Below are 18776 nucleotides of genomic sequence, written 5' to 3'. Positions count from 1 at the left end.
GGAGCGGACCCGGCGTCTTCAGCGCCGGTTGACTTTCGGATCGGATATGTCGCGCAGCTGCTCGCCCAGCACGTTGATCGACAGTACGAGCAGGAAAATGCAGGAGCCCGGGAATACGGTGAGCCACCAGGCGGTTTCCATATAGTCGCGGCCTTCGCTCAGCATGCGTCCCCAGGTCGGCGAATCGGTGGGCACGCCAAGGCCGACGAAGCTCAGCCCGCTCTCCATGACGATGGCGGTGCCGAAGGCGAAGGTCGCGAGCACCAGCACGTTGGGCAGCACGTTGGGCAGGATGTGCCGGAACAGCACGCGCCAGATGCTGCCGCGCATGACCAGCACCGCTTCGACGTATTCGAGCTGCCGGATCTGGTTGGTGTCCGAGTAAGTGACGCGGGCGAAGCGCACCCAGGTGCCGAGCGCGATCACCGCGATCACCAGCGGCACGCTCGGGCTCAGGATGCCGACGATCGTGATGGCCAGCAGGAAGAACGGGAACGACAGCTGGATGTTCGACAGGTACAGCAGCAGCACCGCGAAGCGCCCGCCGCGGTAGCCGGCCAGGATGCCCGCGCCAATCCCGGCCACGGCCGCCAGCAAGACCGCGCAAACCGAGACGAACAGCGCGGGCCAGGCGCCCATGACCAGCAGCGACAGCACGTCACGGCCAAGCGCGTCGGTGCCGAACCAGTAGCGCCCTTCGGCCCCGATCGTGCCAGGCGGCAGCAGCCGGCTGCCGAGATCCTGGAAGGTGGGGTCGAACGGCGTCAGCGCATCTCCCGCAATTGCCGCGACCAGCGTCAGGGCAATGAAGGCTGCGCACAGCAGCATGGCGACCGGCTGGTGCGCGAGGCGCCGGCTCAGCCGTCGCCATGCCGGCGCAGGCAAAGCGGATGTGGTGGTGGATATCATGCTTGCCTCAATCTCGGATTGACGATGCGGATGACGATCTCGACCAGCACGGTAAGCACCGCGAAGATCACCGCCACATAGGCCACGACGCCCTGGGTGATAGGGAAGTCCCGGCGCTGTATCGATTCGATCGCGAGCCGGCCGATGCCCGGCCAGGAGAACACCGTCTCGGTCAGCACGGCCCCGCCGAACAGCGAGCCGATCTCGAGCGCGATCAGCGCCAGCACCGGCACGATGCCGTTGCGCATCACCGTGCGGAAGATCACGCGGCGCTCAGGCATTCCCTTCGCCCTGGCCGCATTGACGTAGCTCGATGGCAAGACTTCGAGCATCGACGAACGGGTGAGCCGCGTGACACTGGGAAACACGTACAGCGCGAGCGTGAGCGACGGCAACACCAGGTGCTGCCATCCGCCGATGCCGTAAGTCGGCAGCCAGCCCAGCCCGACCGCGAAGAGCTGGATCATCAGCAGGCCCATCCAGAACGACGGCACCGACGCGCCCAGGACGCTGATCACCTGGACCGAGCGATCGAGCAGGCCGCCGCGCCGCGTGGCGGCCAGCACGCCAAGCGGAATGGCGAAGACCAGTGCGATGGCCAGCGCGCTCGACGCAAGCAGCGCCGTGTTGGGCAGGCGGCGCATGATGATCGCCGTCACGGTGTCGCCATCGAAGTAGGAATTGCCGAACTCGCCCCTGGCCGCGCCTTGCATATAGTTCAAGAACTGGCGCGGCAGCGGCTGGTCCAGCCCGAGCTGCTTCTGCATGGCCAGACGCTGTTCGGCGGTCGCGTCCTGCGGCAGGATCTGCGCGGTCGGATCACCGCTCATGCGCACCATGAAGAATGTCAGCGTGACCGCCGTGATGACGACCGCGAGGCCGAGTCCGATCTGCTTGCCGATCAGGTTCAGCATGGCGTCAGCTCCCGGCGGCGGTCTTGCCGTCGGCGTAATACTGCGTGCGCCACTGGATGCCCGCGCTGGGCCCCTGCTCTTTCACGAGGCGCGCGAACTCGCCGCGCGCCTCGTCGTCCATGAACGCCAGGTACGCCGCCGTCTCCACCCAGCTGTCGATATGCGCGGCCATGCCTTGGGTCTCGTACGCGCGGTTGATGCCGACCTTGTTGATCGCCACCGCGGCAGGCGGCAGCCGCAACAGCTTCTGCGTCAGCGATGCCACCGCGGCGTCCAGCCCATCGTCCGGCACCACCGTGCTGACGATGCCCATGCGCAGCGCTTCTGGCGCGGTGAACTGCCGGCCGGTCAGCAGGATGTCCTTGGCGATCTTGTGGTTGACCAGCCAGGGCACCATCATGAATGCCGGCCCTTCGCCGAACAGGATCTCGGGCTCGCCCAGCGTGCAGCTTTCAGTGGCGATCGTGAAGTCGCACGGCAGCACCAGTTCGAACGCGCCACCCATGCAATAGCCGTGGATCGCCGCGATCACCGGCTTCTTGCAGCGCCACACCGCCCAACGCGCGCGGTTCGCGATTTCATGCAGCGAGTGCAGCCGGTCTTCGTGCGAGCGCTCTCCCATCTGTAGCGACAGGTCGAAGCCCGCCGAGAAGGCGCGGCCATTGCCGCGCAACACCACCGCGCGGCAGGCGGGATCCGCGCTCGCTTCGCTGACGCGGTCACCGACGAACGCGTAGATTTCCGGCGTGAGCGCGTTGAGTTTTTCCGGGCGGTTGAACGTGATGGTCAGCACGTTGTCCCGCATTTCGGTAAGCGGCATCGGGATAGTCACGTCGGCTCCTTTTCGGTGATGGCGATGGCGGCGTCAACGGGAACCAGATCCCGCCCGACTACCATCACGGGGTTGCATTCGACGCTGTCGATGACGGGATCGGATCTCAGGGCGGCGTCAAGCTGATTGAGCAGGTCGGCAAGCGCATCGGCGGGCACGGCTGGCTCGCCACGGAACTCGCCCCAGGCACGCGCACTGGTAAGGCGTGCCAGCGCGCGCGACACGCGCTCTGGCGTGGCTGGCAACAGCACCACGGCAACGTCGTTGAGCGCTTCGGTCAACACGCCGCCAAGGCCGATCAGACCGAGCGACGCCAGTGACACGTCGCGCCGCACGCCGACGATCAGCTCGCGGCGGCGGCCCAGGTCGCGCGTGACGGTAAAGCCGTCGAGCGCGGCGGCACCGAGCGCCTGCGACACGCTGTGGGAAATCGCGCGCGCCGCGTCGCGCACCGCGCCGGCATCGCCCAGGCCGGTGCGTACGCCCCCGATGTCGCTCTTGTGCGCGACGCCCGGCAGGATCGCCTTGACGACGACCGGATAGCCGATCCGTTCCGCCTGCGCCACGGCCGCCTCGGGCGACTCCGCCGTCAGCACCTCGGGCAGCTTCACGTCGTGGCGCGCCAGCAGGCGGTACGCGGCGACCTCGGACGAGTAGTCCTGCGACGGCACCGCGGACGTGGCGGCCGCTGCCGGCAGCGGTGCCACCTGGCGCTGCGGCAGCGCTTCGCCGGCGCGTGCCAGATAGCGCCCACGCTTGCGCAACGCCGCGAGCGCGACGCCGACCGATTCGATCGATTCCAGGCACGGCACTCCGGATTGGCGCATCGCGGTGAACGACGGATGCGCGCGGTCAGCGTAAGGCGTGTAGAAGACCAGCGGCTTGCCGAGCTTGGTCTGCAAGGCGCCGAGCAACGGCGCGGCGCTGGCATAGTCGTGCGGGCTTTCCTTGCCGAGCACGCCGCCCTTCCACAGCCCGTAAAGCCCGTAATTGACGGCGGCATCGAACGACGGGCAGGCGCGCATCACCAGTTCGGTCAGCGACGAGAACAGGCTCGGATCGTTGATGTAGGCGCCGGTCATGTCGACCGGATTCCGCTTTGGCGCCCACGAAGGCAGCAGGCCGGACAGTGTCTCGACCACCGCTGCCGGGAATTCGGGCACGCGCAGGCCCACGGATTCCACCTCGTCGGTGCAGACAGTCGAGTGGCCGCCGCCCGAGCCGACAATGGCGACATCGTCGCCCATCATCGGCGGACAGCGCATCAGCGCTTCGGCGGCTGGCAGCAGGTGCTCCAGCTGGCTCACCTCGACCATGCCCGCCTCGTCGAAGAGCGCCTGGTAAACCCGTTCGGATGACGACAGCGACGCAGTATGCGATTGCGCCGCGCGCCGTCCCGCCGAGGTGCGCCCGCCCTTGAGCACGACCATCGGCTTCTTGCGGGAAACGCGCGCGCAGGCTTCGAAGAACGCATCACCGCTGCCGGGCCGCAGGCCTTCCAGGTAGACCGCAATCACGCGCGTGTCGTCGTCCTGGCCAAGGTAGTCGATGTACTCGTGCATCGGGATGTCGGCCTGGTTGCCGAAGCCAACGAAGCAGGAGAACCCGAGATCGTGCTTGCGTGCCTGGTCCCACAGCGTGACCGCGACATTGCCGCTTTGCGACACCAGCGCGACCGGTCCGACCGGCAGCGGCGTGATCTCGGTCAGGTTCAGCCCGACGTGCAGGTTGGCCAGTCCCATGCAGTTCGGCCCGACGATGCGCATGCCATGCGCGTTGCAGGCACGCACCATATCGTCTTGCAGCCGCTCGCCTTCCTCGCCCATCTCGGCGAAGCCCGCGGTGAACACCACCGCGAATGCAGCGCCGCGCGCGGCAACCGCCTCAAGCACCGCCGGCGTCTGCGCGGGGCCCAGTAGATTGAAGGCGACATCGATATCGCCCGGCAGATCGTCCGGCTCGGTGTGGATCGTCAGGCCCTCAAGCTCGCCGGCCTGCCTGCCGAGCAGCGAGATCCGCCCGGCGAAGCCGGCGTCAAGCAACGAGCGCAGGAACTTGTAGCCGGCCTTGTCGGTGTCCCGGGATACGCCCAGCAACGCGACGTGACGTGGGCGGAAGAGGCGCTGCAGGGGATGCGTGGTAGTCATGTTCGGATCAGGCTCCAGGATGTTCGGCGGACAACGGGTTGGCCAAGGCAGGCTGGTCCGCGAAGCGCGGCGCGCGCTTCTCGAGGAACGCGGCAATCCCTTCGCGGGCGTCGTCGCCCTGATGCAGGATGCGGGCGGTCTCGGCCTCGTAGCGCTCGGCCCGCACGCTGCCCTCGCGCAGGCCGAGGTTGAATCCCGACTTCACCGCCTGCACGACCGCCGGCGAGCGCGATGCGATCACTTCGGCGAGCGCAATGGCTTCGGCGAGCGCCTCGCCATTTGGCACCAGCCGTGACACCAGGTCGCAGCTGGCGGCGTCGTAGGCACTCATCGGGGCAGCGGTCAGCATCATTTCGAGCGCTCGCGTCGGCGCGATCAGTTGCGGCAACCGGTATAGCTGGCCGCCCTCGGGCAGGATGCCGAGGCGCGCGCCCGGAGAGCCGAACACCGCGTTATTGCTGGCGATGCGCAGGTCGCACGACAGCGCGAGCATGAAACCCGCCGCCCAGCAGTGACCATTGATTGCTGCGAGCACCGGCTTCTTCATGGTCAGCGGCCGCATGAACGGCGCCTCGCCGACCGTGCTGCGGGCATGCGCACCGGAAGCAAGTTCCTTCAGGTCGTGCCCGCTCGAGAATGCAAGGTCGCCGGCGCCAGTGACGACCACGACGCGAATGCGCGGATCCGCCTCTGCCTCGTCGAATGCGGCGAGCAGCGCTACCGACATGGCCTCGTCGAACGCGTTGCGGATGCGTTCATTGCAGATAGTCAGGATGCGGGTCGCATTGCGCGTTTCCGCCCGGATTTCACCCATGGCTGTGTGCTCCGTTGAAATTGGACTGTGTGTTCGTTTTTAGACTTCATGTGTTTTTATGGATTCTATGTACACAAATATGGGTCTTCCATCAGCGTTAACCCGGCCAGGCCGCTAATGGTTCAGGAGAGGAAAATCGGGCCATTGCTGTGCCGGGTGGCCAGGTCGGCGCAGCGGTGGCAAGCAAAGGGCTGCGTCGAGCGGGAGGGAGGTCTGCTCGATCCAGTCATGGCTGGAACGCAAAGGGGGCCGATGGAACGGCCCCTGGGTGGGTTGAGTGGTATGGGGGCCGCGACGGCCTGGGGCACGAATTCCCCGGGGGTCTGGCCATTCAGGATGCCACCGAACTATGTCGCTGCGCTTGGCAGCGACATGCATTCAGGATCCTGGCGCATTTAGTAAGGGCGGTGAACAGGGAACGTCGTCCATTTCCTGCGCAACGAAGGAAATTCAAGCCCTAAGTTCACGAGGCAACCCACGCGCGCACGATCTCCGGATTTGCCTTCATCCAGTCGCGCGCGACCGCCGCCGGCGGCTTACGGTCGATGACGATCTGCCGTTCCAGCTCCGTCACGACCGGAATCCCCAGCTGGATCCGCGACACCACGGTACGCGTGCGCGCGGGCCACGATTCCCAGACGGCCTTGCGGACCACCACCACCGCGCGATCGGTGCCGAAGATGCCCGCGGGCTCGTCGAGCACGCGCACCGGATAGAGCGCGTTGAGGTACTGCGGCTGCCACAACGGCATCACCATCCATTTGCCGGACGCGGTCGCGGTCTCCAGCCGCTTCGCCCATTCGTCGGGCTTGCCAGCTTCAGCTGGTAGCCGGCGGCTTCAAGGCCGTAGCGCTGCATGATCTCCGCGGACCCGACCATCAGGCCCGATCCCGGCCCCACGCCGACGATTTCCTTGTCCATGCGGGCGATGACATCGGGCTTCTTCAGGTCGTCAACCGAACGCACCGCCGATGCCGGCACATGGGCCGGTACCGCCCAGTACAGGCGCGCCCCCTCGTAGAGCGTGGCCGCCTCGACCAGTTGGCCGGCAAGCGGCGCCTGCAGCTTGCCATGCGCGTGCGGCAGCCAGGAGGCGACCAGCATGTCGACCTCGCCCTTGCCAAGGCGCTCGTAAATGGCCGGATGGTTGCCTTCCGTCACCTTGACGGCGTGGCCAAGGTCCTCGAGCACGGCCTGTATCACGGCACCCGTGGCCACGTAGAAGGTCAGGTTGATCTGGCCCATCGTGATGGGCGCGGCGGACTGCGCATGGACCGGGCCGAAGCCGCAACAGAGGGCCAGTGTGACACCAAGAGATTTGCAGAGGCGTTTGAGCATTCGATTCTTCCTTTCACAAGCCGTTGGAGGCCGGGCGGGTTGGCCTCTTGCAACACGCGCGGCACTCGCGGCGTATCGCTGGACCTTAGCCTGAACAGTAAGTGAGCGAAGCCGATGCCGGTAATGAAATGACTGGATAGACCGATAACGGCTGCGACAGCCGCACCGTGCGCTGCCTCAGTGCCCAGGCGATCGCCCCCACCGTTAAGCACCCCGTTACGCCACCCCGCAAACCCGCCTGATTTCCTCCGCGACGATCGCGATCAACGCCTCGGCCGCCGTGCTCAGCGGCCGTTGCGGATGGCTCACGCAAACCAGATGCCGCACGATGCGCGGCGCAATGATGGTATGCATCCGCAGCCGCTCCTCTTCCACGGCGCGCAGCACCACGATGCGCGGCAGCACGGTGGCAAAGCGCGTCGCTTCCACGAACTGGACGATGGTGCCGAGGATGTCGATCTCGAACTTCGGCGCAAGGGTGACGTCCTGCGCCTGCGTCGCCGTGTCCAGCACCACGCGCAAGCCATGCCGCTTGGTCGGCAGCACCAGTTCCAGTCCTGGCAGCTTTGCCATCTCTACCGATGCCGGGAGTTCGGGGCCGTGCGCGGCGCTGGTCACCAGCACCATTTCCTCGTCGTGCAGCGGCTGCACCTGCAGCGCCGGGCGGCCGCGCTGGCGATGCACCACGGCCGCGTCAAGCTGGCCGGCGGAAACGAGATCGATCAGCGCGGCACTGAAGCCGTCCGCCACGGATACCTCTACGTTCGGATAGCGCGCATTGAAGCGCGCCAGCGATCCCACCAGCACGCTCTCCGTCTCGGACGCGACCATGCCAAGCGTGATGCGGCCGGCCATCTGCTCCTCGCGCTGCATCATCTGCTGCCGCGCACCGGCGATGTCGCGCACGATGGGGAGAAACAGGCGGTACATCATGCGACCCGCAGCGGTCGGCACCATGCCATGCGGGATGCGATCGAACAGCTTCTGCCCGAATTCTTCTTCCAGCCGCGCGATCTGCATGCTGAGCGCCGGTTGCACGATATTCAGGCGCTTGGCCGCGCGCGTGACAGAGCCGTCCTCGAACAGCGCGATGAAGTACTGGATTTGTTTGAGGTCCATGGGCAGTTGGTATCAATGAAGCCGACTTTGATGCATCAATTTTTATGATGAGACCAAGGCGGCTTGCGGTGCGGAAAACTCCGGCATTTAACCACCTTCCGAACATCTCCACCTGTCTCCGGGAAGACCCTATCCATCATTTCCAATGATTAACTGAATCAGAAATCAATATTAGAACTTATATCGGGATGTCACTAATCTCCGTTTGACGTTGCACGGTCCCGCCCGCCTTCCGGGCCGGTGCCGCCGCAGTGAACGGAGTCGCAAATGAAAAGATTCGATGCTGGCGAAACGACCGGCACGTTGGAGACACGGCAGGCTTGGCCGGCGCCCCATGTCGGCCGCCCGATGCCGCGCGTCGAGGATGCCGCCATCCTGACCGGCCGCGGCCGCTACGCCGACGACCTCGGCGTCAGGCCCGGCACCCTGCACGCCGCCATCCTGCGCTCGCCGCACGCGCATGCCGAACTCGGCGCCATCGACTGCGCCGCCGCGTTGCAGGCTCCGGGCGTGCGTGCCGTGCTGACGGGGGCCGACCTGCCCGCCTGGTCGAAGCCCTTCGTGGTGGGTGTGAAGGCGCCGATGGAGCAGTGGGCACTGGCCATGGAACGCGTGCGCTATGTGGGCGAGCCGGTGGCCGTGGTGGTGGCCGAGAGCCGCGCCCTGGCGGAGGATGCGCTCGACCTCATGCGGGTGGAGTACCGCGTGTTGCCGCCGGTAGTGTCGATCGAGGCCGCGGTCGCCGAAGACGCGAGCGTGCTGCATCCCGGCCTTGGCAGCAACGTGGCCAGCGACCGCCATTTCCGCTACGGCGACCCCGAGGCCGCCTTTGCCGCCGCGCCGCACCGCGTGGCGCTGACCGCCCATTACCCGCGCAACACCTGCGCGCCGATCGAGTGCGGCGTGGTGATTGCCGAGCACTTGCCGGGCAACGAGGGCTACCAGGTCACCTCCAATTTCATGGGGCCGTTCTCGCTGCACGCCGTGATGGCGATGGCGCTGCAAGTCCCGGCCAACCGATTGCGCCACGTCGCGCCGCGCGACTCGGGCGGCAGCTTCGGCGTCAAGCAGGCGGTGTTCCCCTACGTGGTGCTGATGTGCCTTGCCTCGCGCAAGGCGGGCGCGCCGGTGAAGTGGGTGGAAGACCGGCTCGAGCACCTGAGCGCCGCCACGTCTGCTACCGCGCGGCTTTCCACCCTGGAAGCCGCGGTCGAGGCGGACGGCCGCATCGTCGCGCTCTCGTACGACCAGCTCGAGGACTGCGGCGGCTACCTGCGTGCGCCGGAGCCCGCCACCTTCTACCGCATGCATGGCCTGCTGACCGGTGCCTACGCGGTCCCGAACCTGCTGGTGCGCAACCGCGTGGTGCTGACCAACAAGACGCCAACGGGGCTCGTACGGGGTTTCGGCGGGCCACAGGTGTACTTCGCGCTGGAGCGGCTGGTGCAGCGGATCGCAGTGGAGCTCGGCCTGGATCCGCTCGACGTCTACCGCCGCAACTTCGTGCCCGCCGATGCCTTTCCCTATCGTGCCGCGGCGGGCGCGCTGCTCGACTCCGGCAACTACCAGCTGGCGCTGTCGCGCGCGCTGGAAGCGGGCGACTACGGTGAGCTCAAGCGCCGCCGCGACGCCGCGCGCGCCGAGGGCAGGCTGTACGGCATCGGCTTCGCTGCCATCGTCGAGCCCTCGGTGTCGAACATGGGCTATATCACCACCGCGACGCCGGCCGAGGCACGCCGCAAGGCGGGCCCGAAGAACGGCGCCATCGCCAGCGCCACGGTCAGCGTGGACCTGCTCGGCGGCGTGGTGGTGACCATCGCGTCCACGCCGGCGGGACAGGGCCACATGACCGTGTCGGCGCAGGTGGTGGCCGACGTGCTCGGCATCGATCCGGCTGACGTCGTGGTCAACGTCGAATTCGACACGCACAAGGATGCGTGGTCCGTGGCCGCGGGCAACTACTCCAGCCGCTTCGCCGGTGCCGTGGCCGGCACCGTGCACCTGGCGGCCACGCGCGTGCGCGACAAGCTGGCGCGCATCGTGGCCTCGCACCTGGGCTGCGACCCGGCCGAACTGGTCTTCGCGGAAGGCCGCATCGTGCGCCGGGGCGCGCCCGATACCGCCCTGCCCTTTGCGCGCGCGGCCAGCAATGCGCCGCACTGGTCGCCGCAGTTGCTACCGGCCGGCGAGGAACCGGGCCTGCGCGAAACCGTGTTCTGGTCGCCCCCCAACCTCGACGCCCCGGACGAGCAGGACCGCGTCAATACTTCCGCCTGCTACGGCTTTGCCTTCGACCTGTGCGGCGTGGAGATCGACCGCGCCACCGGCCGCGTGCGCATCGACCGCTACGTAACCGCGCACGACGCCGGCAAGCTGCTCAACCCGGCGCTGGCCGACGGCCAGATCCGCGGCGCCTTCGCGCAGGGACTGGGCGCGGCGCTGATGGAGGAATTCCGCTACGGCCCGGACGGCAGCTTCCAGTCCGGCACGCTGGCGGACTACCTGATGCCGACTACGTGCGAGGTGCCCGACCCGCTCATCGTCCATCTGGAGACACCGAGCCCGTTCACGCCGCTTGGTGCCAAGGGCCTCGGCGAGGGCAACAACATGAGCACGCCGCCATGCGTTGCCAACGCGGTGGCCGATGCGCTGGGCGTGCGCGACATCCGCCTGCCGCTCACGCCCGCCAGGGTGATGGCGATGATCGGCTTCGACGACCCGCCGCCGTCGCGTCCGGAACTGGCCGAGGCGGCAAGAGAGGCCTCGGCAAACAACAAGAGCGGCGGCAAGGGCGGCAAGGCGCTGAGCGCGCGCGGCACGGTCGACCTGGACGCCACGCCCGAGGCCGTCTTCGCCGTCCTGCTCGACCCGCAGGCGCTGGCCAAGGTCGTGCCGGGCTGCCACGCGCTCGTGCCCATCGGCGACAACCGCTACCGCGCCGACGTAACCGTGGGCGTGGGCATGATCAAGGCCCGCTACGAAGCCGAGATCGCGCTGTCCGACCTGGAGCCGCCGCACCGGCTGCGGCTGTCGGGCGCGGGCCTGTCTTCGCTCGGCAGCGCGCGCGGCGCGGGTCTGGTCGAGTTGGCCCCGCACGGCGCCGGCACGCGTCTCACCTACGACTACGAGGCCGAGGTGTCCGGCAAGGTCGCCGCGGTCGGCGGCCGCATGCTCGAAGGCGCGGCCAAGGTGGTGCTGCGCCAGCTGTTCGAATCGCTCGGCCGGCAGGCCGGTGGCAAGCCCGTGCGCAAGCCGGGCTGGATCGCGCGCCTGCTGGCGCTGCTGGGAGTCCGTCGATGAAACCCGCCGCATTCGACTACCTGCGCGCCGAATCCGCGCAGCATGCGCTGGAAGCGCTGGCCCGTGCCGGCGAGGGTGCCCGCGTGCTGGCCGGCGGCCAGTCGCTGATGGCCGTGCTGAACATGCGGCTTGCGCAGCCGCAATTGCTGGTCGACATCTCGCGCACTCCTGAGCTCGATACCGTGCGCGTGGAAGACGGCCATCTGGTGGTGGGCGCCGCCGCCACGCAGGGCAGCGTGGAATGGCGTCCGTCACTGGCCGACGAGGTGCCGCTGCTCGCGCTCGCCTTCCCGCATATCTCTCATTTCCAGATCCGCAACCGCGGCACCGTGTGCGGCTCCATCGCCCACGCCGACCCGAGCGCCGAGCTGCCGCTGGTGCTCACCGCGCTCGGCGGCGAGGTGGTGCTGCGCTCGCTGCGCCGCCGCCGCGTGCTGCCGGCCGCCGAATTCTTCCGCGGCATGCTGATGACAGCGCGCGAGCCCGACGAACTGGTGGAAGCGGTGCGCTTCCCCCTGAGGCGGCCCGGCGCGCGCTACGGCTTTACGGAATTCTCCGCCCGCCATGGCGACTTCGCGCTGGTGGCCTGCGCCGCCATCGTCACGGACGACGCCATTGCGCTGGCCGTGGGCGGCGTCGCCGACCGGCCGGTGCTGGAGACCTGGCCACGCCTGCAGGGCAAGGCGCTGGCCGAGGCAATCAACGATTTCAGCTGGAAGCTGGGCGCGCAGGACGACGCCCATGTCAGCGCGCAGTACCGCCGCCACCTGGTGCGGCAACTGGGCATGCGCGCAATCGAGGAGGCAAGATGAGCAAGACCCCCCACGGCGCAACTTTGGGTGCGCCTCCGGTGATGCGGCGCGACCAGCGCCACCGCGTCACCCTGACCCTGAACGGCACCGAACGCAGCGCCTCGTGCGCGCCACGCGAGCTGCTGTCCGACTTCCTGCGCCATGAACTCGGCGCCACCGGCACCCACGTCGGCTGCGAGCATGGCGTCTGCGGCGCGTGCACGGTGCGGGTGGACGGCGTGGCCGCGCGTTCTTGCCTGATGCTGGCGGTGCAGGCCGACGGCCGCGCCATCGATACCGTCGAAGGCCTGGCCCCGCGCGAAGGCCTGGGCGACCTGCAGGAAGCCTTCCGCCGCCACCATGCGCTGCAGTGCGGCTTCTGCACCGCGGGCATCCTGATGTCGTGTGCGGACTACCTGGAGCGGGTACCCGAGCCGACCGAGGCGCAGGTGCGCGACATGCTGTCCGGCCACCTGTGCCGCTGCACGGGCTACACGCCGATCGTCGCCGCCGTCCTCGACGTGGCCGCCAGCCGCGCGCGCTCGCGCCGGATTGCGGCACCGGTTGCCAGGGAGCACTGCGATGCTTGATCTCGGCCGCACCTTCCTGCAAAGCGTGGAGCGCAGCCCCCACGCCGCCGCCATCGTCGACGGCGACCTGCTGCTGACCTACGAGCAATGGCTCGCGCGCATCCGCGGCGTGGCCGCCGGCTTGCTCGACCTGGGCCTGTGTCCCGGCGACCGCGTGCTCGCCATCCTGCAGAACCGCTGGGAGATGGCCACCCTGCACTGGGCCTGCCAGTTCGCCGGCCTGGTCATCGTCCCGCTGAACTGGCGCGCCAAGCCGGACGAGCTGGACCACTGCGTGCGCGACGCCGGCGTGAAGGCGCTGGTGTTCGAGCCGGTCAGCGCCGACGCCGTGCTGGACAGCGCCGCGGCGCAGGAAGTCCCTTGCATCGCGCTGGACGGCGCGCCGGGCGGCTCGCTTTCGTTCGACACCCTGCTCCGCGCCACGCCCCGCCGGGACAGCACGCAGGCTGAAGCCGGCGACATCTCGCTGATGCTGTACACCTCCGGCACTACCGGCAAGCCGAAAGGTGTTCCACGCCGCCACCGGCAGGAACGCGCAGCCGCGCTGGCGCATGTTGCGCAGAACCTGTACCGGCGCGGCGAACGGACGCTGGGGGTGATGCCGCTGTACCACACCATGGGCGTGCGGTCCCTGCTGGCCATGGCGCTGGTGGACGGCCTCTTTGTCTGCGTGCGGCGCTGGAGCGCGTCGCAGGCGCTGCAGGCAATCACCGCCCATCGCGTCAGCTGCCTCTATCTCGTGCCCACGCTCTACCATGACCTGCTGGCCGAGCCGGGTTTCGACAGCAACGATGTGCGCACCGTCACCAAGCTCGGCTTCGCCGGGGCTGCGATGAACGATGGCCTGCTGACCCGGCTCGAGCAGGCGTTCCGCCCGGAGTTGTTCGTCAACCACTACGGCTCGTCCGAGGTCTATACCTTCAGCGTCGACCAGCACGCGGCGCGCAAACCCGGCAGTGCGGGCCGTGCCGGCCTGAACACGCGGCTGCGCGTGGCGCGGCTTGACGCGGCCTCGCCCGACGAACTGGCCGCGCCCGGCGAGGAAGGTCAGATCATCGCCGACCTGCGCGGCGACGAGGCCTTCGAGGGCTACTGGAACCGCGACGACGCGAATGCCAGATCCCTGCGCGACGGCTGGTACTTTACCGGCGACATCGGCTACCTCGACGCGGACGGCGACCTGTTCGTCACCGGACGGGTCGACGACATGATCATCAGCGGCGGCGAGAACATCTCGCCCGCAGACATCGAATCGGTGCTGTCCCTGCACCCCGCCGTGGACGAGGTGGCGGTAGCCGGCGTGCCCGACGCCCGCTGGGGCCAGAAGGTGGTGGCCTTCGTCAAGCCGCGCGGCTGCGTCGACGCCGGTGCGCTCGACGACTACTGCCGCGGCTCCGACCTCGTCAACTTCAAACGCCCGCGCGACTACGTCTTTGTCGCCGACATCCCGAAATCGCCGGTCGGCAAGATCCTGCGCCGCAAGCTGTCGGCGGGCGAATACAACGCGCTTTCTTCTCTTCCCATCACCGACCCCATCAAGGAGTAACGACATGACCCAGGCCTTCGCACTGACCCATCCCGACCAGCAGCGCCTGCAGGACCTCGATGGCTTTTCCGTGGAGATCGACCCGGCCCGCGAGCGCGCGGACATCATCCTGCACCGCCCGCCCTACAACGTGATCGCGATGGCGGCCCGCGACCAGTTGCGTGCCGTGTTCGAGGCGCTGGACGCCGATGAGCGCGTGCGTGTCATCGTGCTGCGTGCGCAGGGCAAGCATTTCTCCAGCGGTGGCGACATCCGCGGCTTCCTGGAAGCGTCGCCGGAACATGTGTCGAACCTGGCGTGGAACGTGGCGGCGCCGGCGCGCTGCAGCAAGCCGGTGATCGCGGCCAACCGGGGCTACTGCTTCGGCGTGGGCTTCGAACTGTCGCTGGCGTGCGACTTCCGCATCGCCACCGCCTCCACGGAATACGCGCTGCCCGAGCAGAAGCTCGGCCAGATTCCGGGATCCGGCGGCTCGGCGCGCTTGCAGAAGATGGTGGGCGTGGGCCGCACCAAGGACATCGTCATGCGCTCGCGCCGCATTCCCGGGCGCCAGGCCTACGAGTGGGGCATCGCCGTGGATTGCGTCGCTGACGCCGAGCTGGAAGCCGCCACCGATGCGCTGGTCGACGAGCTGCGCGCCTTCTCCCCGCTGGCCCAGCGCACCGCCAAGAAGCTGCTTAACGACACCGAGGATGCACCGCTGTCGATCGCCATCGAACTCGAAGGGCATTGCTACAGCCGCCTGCGCAGCTCGGACGACTTCCGCGAGGGCGTGGAAGCGTTCCACGCCAAGCGCAATCCCGATTTCCGCGGCAGCTGAGCGCAGGCGCGGGCGGGGCTGACCCGCCTGCCGAGCCCGAGAGACGGACGCATACGGACGCATCGACGATGCCCCCCGGTGGGCATCGCGGAAAGCCGTTCATTTAAAAATATATGGAGACAACGATGGAAGTGCTGGCAAATGACAAGGTGCCGACCAGCGGCGCACAGAGCGCGGCACCCGCGGCCGCGAACAACCGGCAGGTGCTGGGCGCGGTGACGGCTTCGTGCATGGGATGGGCGCTCGACCTGTTCGACCTGTTTATCCTGCTGTTCGTGGCGCCCGTGATCGGCAAGCTGTTCTTCCCGTCCGAGCACGCGATGCTGTCGCTGGCGGCGGTGTACGCGTCGTTCGCAGTGACGCTGCTGATGCGCCCGCTCGGCTCCGCCATCTTCGGGGCCTACGCGGACCGGCACGGGCGCAAGGGTGCCATGGTGGTGGCGGTGACCGGCGTCGGCCTGTCGACGGCGGCGTTCGGGCTGCTGCCGACGGTCGCCCAGATCGGCCTGTTCGCGCCGGCGCTGTTTATCCTGCTGCGGCTGGTGCAGGGCGTGTTCGTCGGCGGCGTGGTCGCTTCGACGCATACCATCGGCACGGAATCGGTGCCGCCGTCGTGGCGCGGCGCGGTGTCCGGACTGGTGGGCGGCGGCGGCGCGGGCATCGGCGCGCTGCTGGCGTCGATCACGTACCTGGCGATGACGGCGCTGTTCCCCGGCGACGCCTTCGAGGTCTGGGGATGGCGCTGCATGTTCTTCGCCGGCATCGTCAGCTCGGTGCTGGGGCTGGTCATCTTCAACTCGCTGGAAGAGTCGCCGCTGTGGAAGCAGCTGCAGGCGGCAAAGGCCGCCAGCGGCCACGCCAAGCCGCAGGCGCATCCGCTGCGCACGCTGTTCTCGCGCGAGTATCGTGGCATCCTGCTGGTCAACATCCTGCTGACCGTGGGCGCGGGCAGCGCCTACTACCTGACTTCGGGCTACCTTCCCACCTTCCTCAAGGTCGTGGTCAAGGCATCCCCCGGCGAATCCTCGGCCATCCTGATGCTGAGCAGCCTCGGGGTAATCGTGGCATCGGTGGCAGCAGGGCATTTCAGCACGCTGGTCGGGCGCAAGCGGGCCTTCCTGCTGATCGGGGCGCTCAGCCTGGTGCTGATGCCCCTGCTCTACCAGTGGATGCCGGCCGCGCCAACCGCCACTTTGCGCGGCGTCTACGCGGTAGCGCTCAGCATGCTTGGGTGCGCGGGCTTTGCGCCGATCCTCATTTTCCTGAACGAGCGATTTCCCACCAGCATCCGCGCCTCCGGCACGGGCTTGTCGTGGAATATCGGCTTCGCCATCGGCGGGATGATGCCGACGCTGGCATCGCTTGCCGCCGGCACGCCCGCCGACCTGCCGGTGATCCTTGGTGTATTCCTCGCGGCCGTCACGCTGGTCTATCTGGTGGGCGCTACGATCGTGCCGGAGACGCTGGGCCGTCTTGTCGAAAAGTAAGGGGCACTGCTGAGCTGCGGGGTGGCGGCCGGACTTCGTTTAGGCGCCGGCCCTCTCCCCCGGCCCCTCGCCCGCGGGCGGGAGAGGGGAGCAAAACCGGCCCGCAAGACCTGCAGGGTCTCAAGTCCGACCCATTCCGTCTTGGACAGACATACCGCCCCTACCTAGACTCCAGTCACCCCCGGGCAATGCCCGGATTCTTAACAGTAAAACCCGGCAATCTTTTTTTTGACCCGCTTATCTATCTACCAGTAGATAGCATCACTTAAAAGCTGCCATCCCGATGACAGACTGGCCCTGCGACCAAACCAAGGTTGCCCGGCCGATCGGACTAAACAGGAGCGCATCATGCAAGCAAAGACCATCCTCACGGCTATCACATTGGCCGCCGCCCTGACCGCCGGCGTGGCCCACGCAGCCGCCCAGCCGGAAACCCCCGGCAGCGCATTCCGCGTGAACACGCCTCGTGACGCCTACACCGACGGCGCCCGCATCAGCAACCGGGACGGCTACACCGATGGCGCCAGGATCACCAATCGGGATGGCTACATTGCCACCCGCAAGGTCGACCCCTATCTGGACGGTGCGCGCGGCAATGACCGTCGCAACCCGTTCTACGACGGCGCCAACGCAGCCGATTCTCATCCCGACCTGCAAGTGGTTGCCAGACTCGACCGTACCGGTGTCTCGGCCAGTCCTGAGCGCCAGGCAGACCCGTACCTGGATGGCGCACGCGGCAACAGCCCGCGCGATCCCTATTCAGAAGGCGCTCGCGGCGCCAATGGGTCCGGTGAGCACTTCTCGGCATAAGCACCGGGCCATCGCGGCACCTGGCCTGATCCGGGCGGCGGCCTCGGATGCCACCCTGCCTTGCCGGCACGACAGGTCCTTACATTTGATATGAAATCAAAAGTATTTGACCCATACACGGCTTAATCAACAAATATAAACCGCGCAAACTGCGGTCCATCGACGAACTTCCCGAGCCCGCGGCCACTACCCCGGTGGCCGCACCCCTCCCTGATCAAGGTCCAAAAATGAGTCTACTGTTCAAGCCCTTTACCATGGGCGAGCGCCAGCTCGCTAACCGGATCGCCATGGCGCCGCTGACCCGTTCCCGCAATCCGGACGGGGTGCCCAACGACCTCAACGCGGTCTACTACAGCCAACGCGCTGACGCCGGCCTGATCGTGACCGAGGGCACGGTGATATCGCCCAGCGCCCAGGGCTTCCTGTTCAACCCTGGCCTGTACACACCACAACAGGTCGAGGGCTGGCGCAAGGTCACTGACGCCGTCCACGCCAAGGGCGGCACGATCTTCACCCAACTCTGGCATGTCGGCCGCGTGAGCCATGTGTCGATCCAGCCCGGTGGCATTCAGCCGGTCAGTGCCACCGGCCAGACCGCAAAGAACACCAAGGCCTGGGGTTACACCGCCGACGGCACGCCGGGTGCGGTCGATGTGTCCGCGCCCCGCGCACTGGCGACCGGCGAGGTCTATGGCGTGATCGCCGATTTTGCCGAGGCTGCCGCCAACGCCATGGAGGCCGGCTTTGACGGCATCGAGCTGCACGGCGCCAATGGTTACCTGATCGAGCAGTTCCTGAACCCGACGGTAAACGATCGCACCGATGAATTCCGCGGCGACACCGTGGAAAGCCGCACGCGTTTCGCCCTGGCAGCCATCGATGCGGTCGCGGCGCGGATCGGCGCGCAACGCACGGCCATCCGTTTGTCGCCTTATGGCGGCCTCGGCGACATGGCCGCCTACCCTGAGCTCGAGGAAACGTATCTCCATCTCGCCGATGAACTCTCCAGGCGCAATATCGCTTACGTCCACCTGATGGATCAGAGCACGCGCGGCAGTTCGGCCACGCCTAGTGACTTCCTTGCAAAGTTCCGCAGCCAATTCACGGGGGTGCTGATCCTTGCCGGAGGCATGACGCGCGCACGCGCCGAGGACCTCATCGCCGATGGCCTGATCGACATTGCGGCATTCGGCGAGCCGTTCATCGCCAACCCCGACCTGGTCGCACGCCTCGCGAACGACTGGCCCCTGGCCATGTCCGATCGCGCGCTCCACTATGGCGGCGGCGCCGAAGGCTACACCGACTATCCCGCCTACGACGGCAAGGCCGCGGCGTAAGGCACCTGCCAGGATCTGCCAC

16 protein-coding genes are annotated in these 18776 nt (G+C 67.6%); 8 read left to right on the top strand and 8 right to left on the bottom strand.

What is annotated here, in order from left to right:
* Window positions 1–18: 18 nt before the first annotated feature.
* The 8 genes from MKD50_RS08275 to MKD50_RS08240 form a co-directional block, all read right to left on the bottom strand.
* Window positions 19–909: an ABC transporter permease gene (locus MKD50_RS08275; RefSeq protein ID WP_252666833.1), complete on the bottom strand. Its 891-nt coding sequence runs from the start codon at window positions 907–909 to the stop codon at window positions 19–21.
* A complete protein-coding gene (locus MKD50_RS08270) occupies window positions 906–1823 on the bottom strand; it encodes an ABC transporter permease (RefSeq protein ID WP_240072175.1) in 918 nt (305 codons plus the stop codon). Before MKD50_RS08270 ends, MKD50_RS08275 begins: the two co-directional genes overlap by 4 nt.
* 4 nt (window positions 1824–1827) lie before the next feature.
* On the bottom strand, window positions 1828–2655 hold the full coding sequence (locus tag MKD50_RS08265) for an enoyl-CoA hydratase/isomerase family protein (protein WP_252666832.1): 828 nt from the start codon (window positions 2653–2655) through the stop codon (window positions 1828–1830).
* Entirely contained in the window at window positions 2652–4802 is a 2151-nt protein-coding gene (locus tag MKD50_RS08260) for an acetate--CoA ligase family protein (RefSeq protein WP_252666831.1), read from the bottom strand. Before MKD50_RS08260 ends, MKD50_RS08265 begins: the two co-directional genes overlap by 4 nt.
* A gap of 7 nt (window positions 4803–4809) precedes the next feature.
* Window positions 4810–5616 (bottom strand): enoyl-CoA hydratase/isomerase family protein, encoded by an 807-nt coding sequence (locus tag MKD50_RS08255; protein WP_115703305.1) that lies wholly within the window; start codon window positions 5614–5616, stop codon window positions 4810–4812.
* A 463-nt stretch (window positions 5617–6079) separates the two neighbouring features.
* Entirely contained in the window at window positions 6080–6373 is a 294-nt protein-coding gene (locus MKD50_RS08250) for a glycine betaine ABC transporter substrate-binding protein (RefSeq protein WP_252666830.1), read from the bottom strand.
* Window positions 6367–6954: a glycine betaine ABC transporter substrate-binding protein gene (locus tag MKD50_RS08245; protein ID WP_252666829.1), complete on the bottom strand. Its 588-nt coding sequence runs from the start codon at window positions 6952–6954 to the stop codon at window positions 6367–6369. Before MKD50_RS08245 ends, MKD50_RS08250 begins: the two co-directional genes overlap by 7 nt.
* Window positions 6955–7170: 216 nt before the next feature.
* Complete coding sequence (locus MKD50_RS08240) at window positions 7171–8073, bottom strand: LysR family transcriptional regulator (RefSeq protein WP_252666828.1); 903 nt, start codon at window positions 8071–8073, stop codon at window positions 7171–7173.
* Window positions 8074–8340: 267 nt separating this feature from the next.
* On the opposite strand from MKD50_RS08240, the gene MKD50_RS08235 reads away from it, so the two are divergent.
* The 8 genes from MKD50_RS08235 to MKD50_RS08200 all read left to right on the top strand — a co-directional run bounded on the left by MKD50_RS08235 (window position 8341) and on the right by MKD50_RS08200 (window position 18754).
* A complete protein-coding gene (locus tag MKD50_RS08235) occupies window positions 8341–11373 on the top strand; it encodes a xanthine dehydrogenase family protein molybdopterin-binding subunit (protein WP_252666827.1) in 3033 nt (1010 codons plus the stop codon).
* Complete coding sequence (locus MKD50_RS08230) at window positions 11370–12185, top strand: FAD binding domain-containing protein (RefSeq protein ID WP_240072180.1); 816 nt, start codon at window positions 11370–11372, stop codon at window positions 12183–12185. The genes MKD50_RS08235 and MKD50_RS08230 overlap by 4 nt, the downstream gene beginning before the upstream one ends.
* On the top strand, window positions 12182–12754 hold the full coding sequence (locus tag MKD50_RS08225) for a (2Fe-2S)-binding protein (protein ID WP_115703314.1): 573 nt from the start codon (window positions 12182–12184) through the stop codon (window positions 12752–12754). The genes MKD50_RS08230 and MKD50_RS08225 overlap by 4 nt, the downstream gene beginning before the upstream one ends.
* Window positions 12747–14300: an AMP-binding protein gene (locus tag MKD50_RS08220; RefSeq protein WP_252666826.1), complete on the top strand. Its 1554-nt coding sequence runs from the start codon at window positions 12747–12749 to the stop codon at window positions 14298–14300. The genes MKD50_RS08225 and MKD50_RS08220 overlap by 8 nt, the downstream gene beginning before the upstream one ends.
* Before the next feature lie 4 nt (window positions 14301–14304).
* The gene (locus MKD50_RS08215) at window positions 14305–15120 is read left to right on the top strand and encodes an enoyl-CoA hydratase/isomerase family protein (RefSeq protein ID WP_252666825.1); all 816 of its coding nucleotides are present in this window, start codon (window positions 14305–14307) and stop codon (window positions 15118–15120) included.
* A gap of 125 nt (window positions 15121–15245) precedes the next feature.
* On the top strand, window positions 15246–16607 hold the full coding sequence (locus MKD50_RS08210) for an MFS transporter (protein ID WP_252666824.1): 1362 nt from the start codon (window positions 15246–15248) through the stop codon (window positions 16605–16607).
* A gap of 348 nt (window positions 16608–16955) precedes the next feature.
* Window positions 16956–17417 carry a copper resistance protein CopQ gene (locus MKD50_RS08205; protein ID WP_252666823.1) on the top strand — a complete coding sequence of 154 codons (462 nt, stop codon included), beginning with the start codon at window positions 16956–16958 and terminating at the stop codon, window positions 17415–17417.
* A 227-nt stretch (window positions 17418–17644) separates the two neighbouring features.
* Window positions 17645–18754, top strand: a complete 1110-nt coding sequence (locus tag MKD50_RS08200) for an alkene reductase (protein ID WP_252666822.1) — start codon at window positions 17645–17647, stop codon at window positions 18752–18754.
* Window positions 18755–18776 lie beyond the last annotated feature (22 nt).

The sequence above is a fragment of the Cupriavidus mimosae genome (assembly GCF_023952485.1).
Lineage (GTDB): Bacteria > Pseudomonadota > Gammaproteobacteria > Burkholderiales > Burkholderiaceae > Cupriavidus > Cupriavidus taiwanensis_C.
Note: the sequence above shows the minus strand (reverse complement) of the source record. Positions and strands in the feature narration are given on the sequence as shown.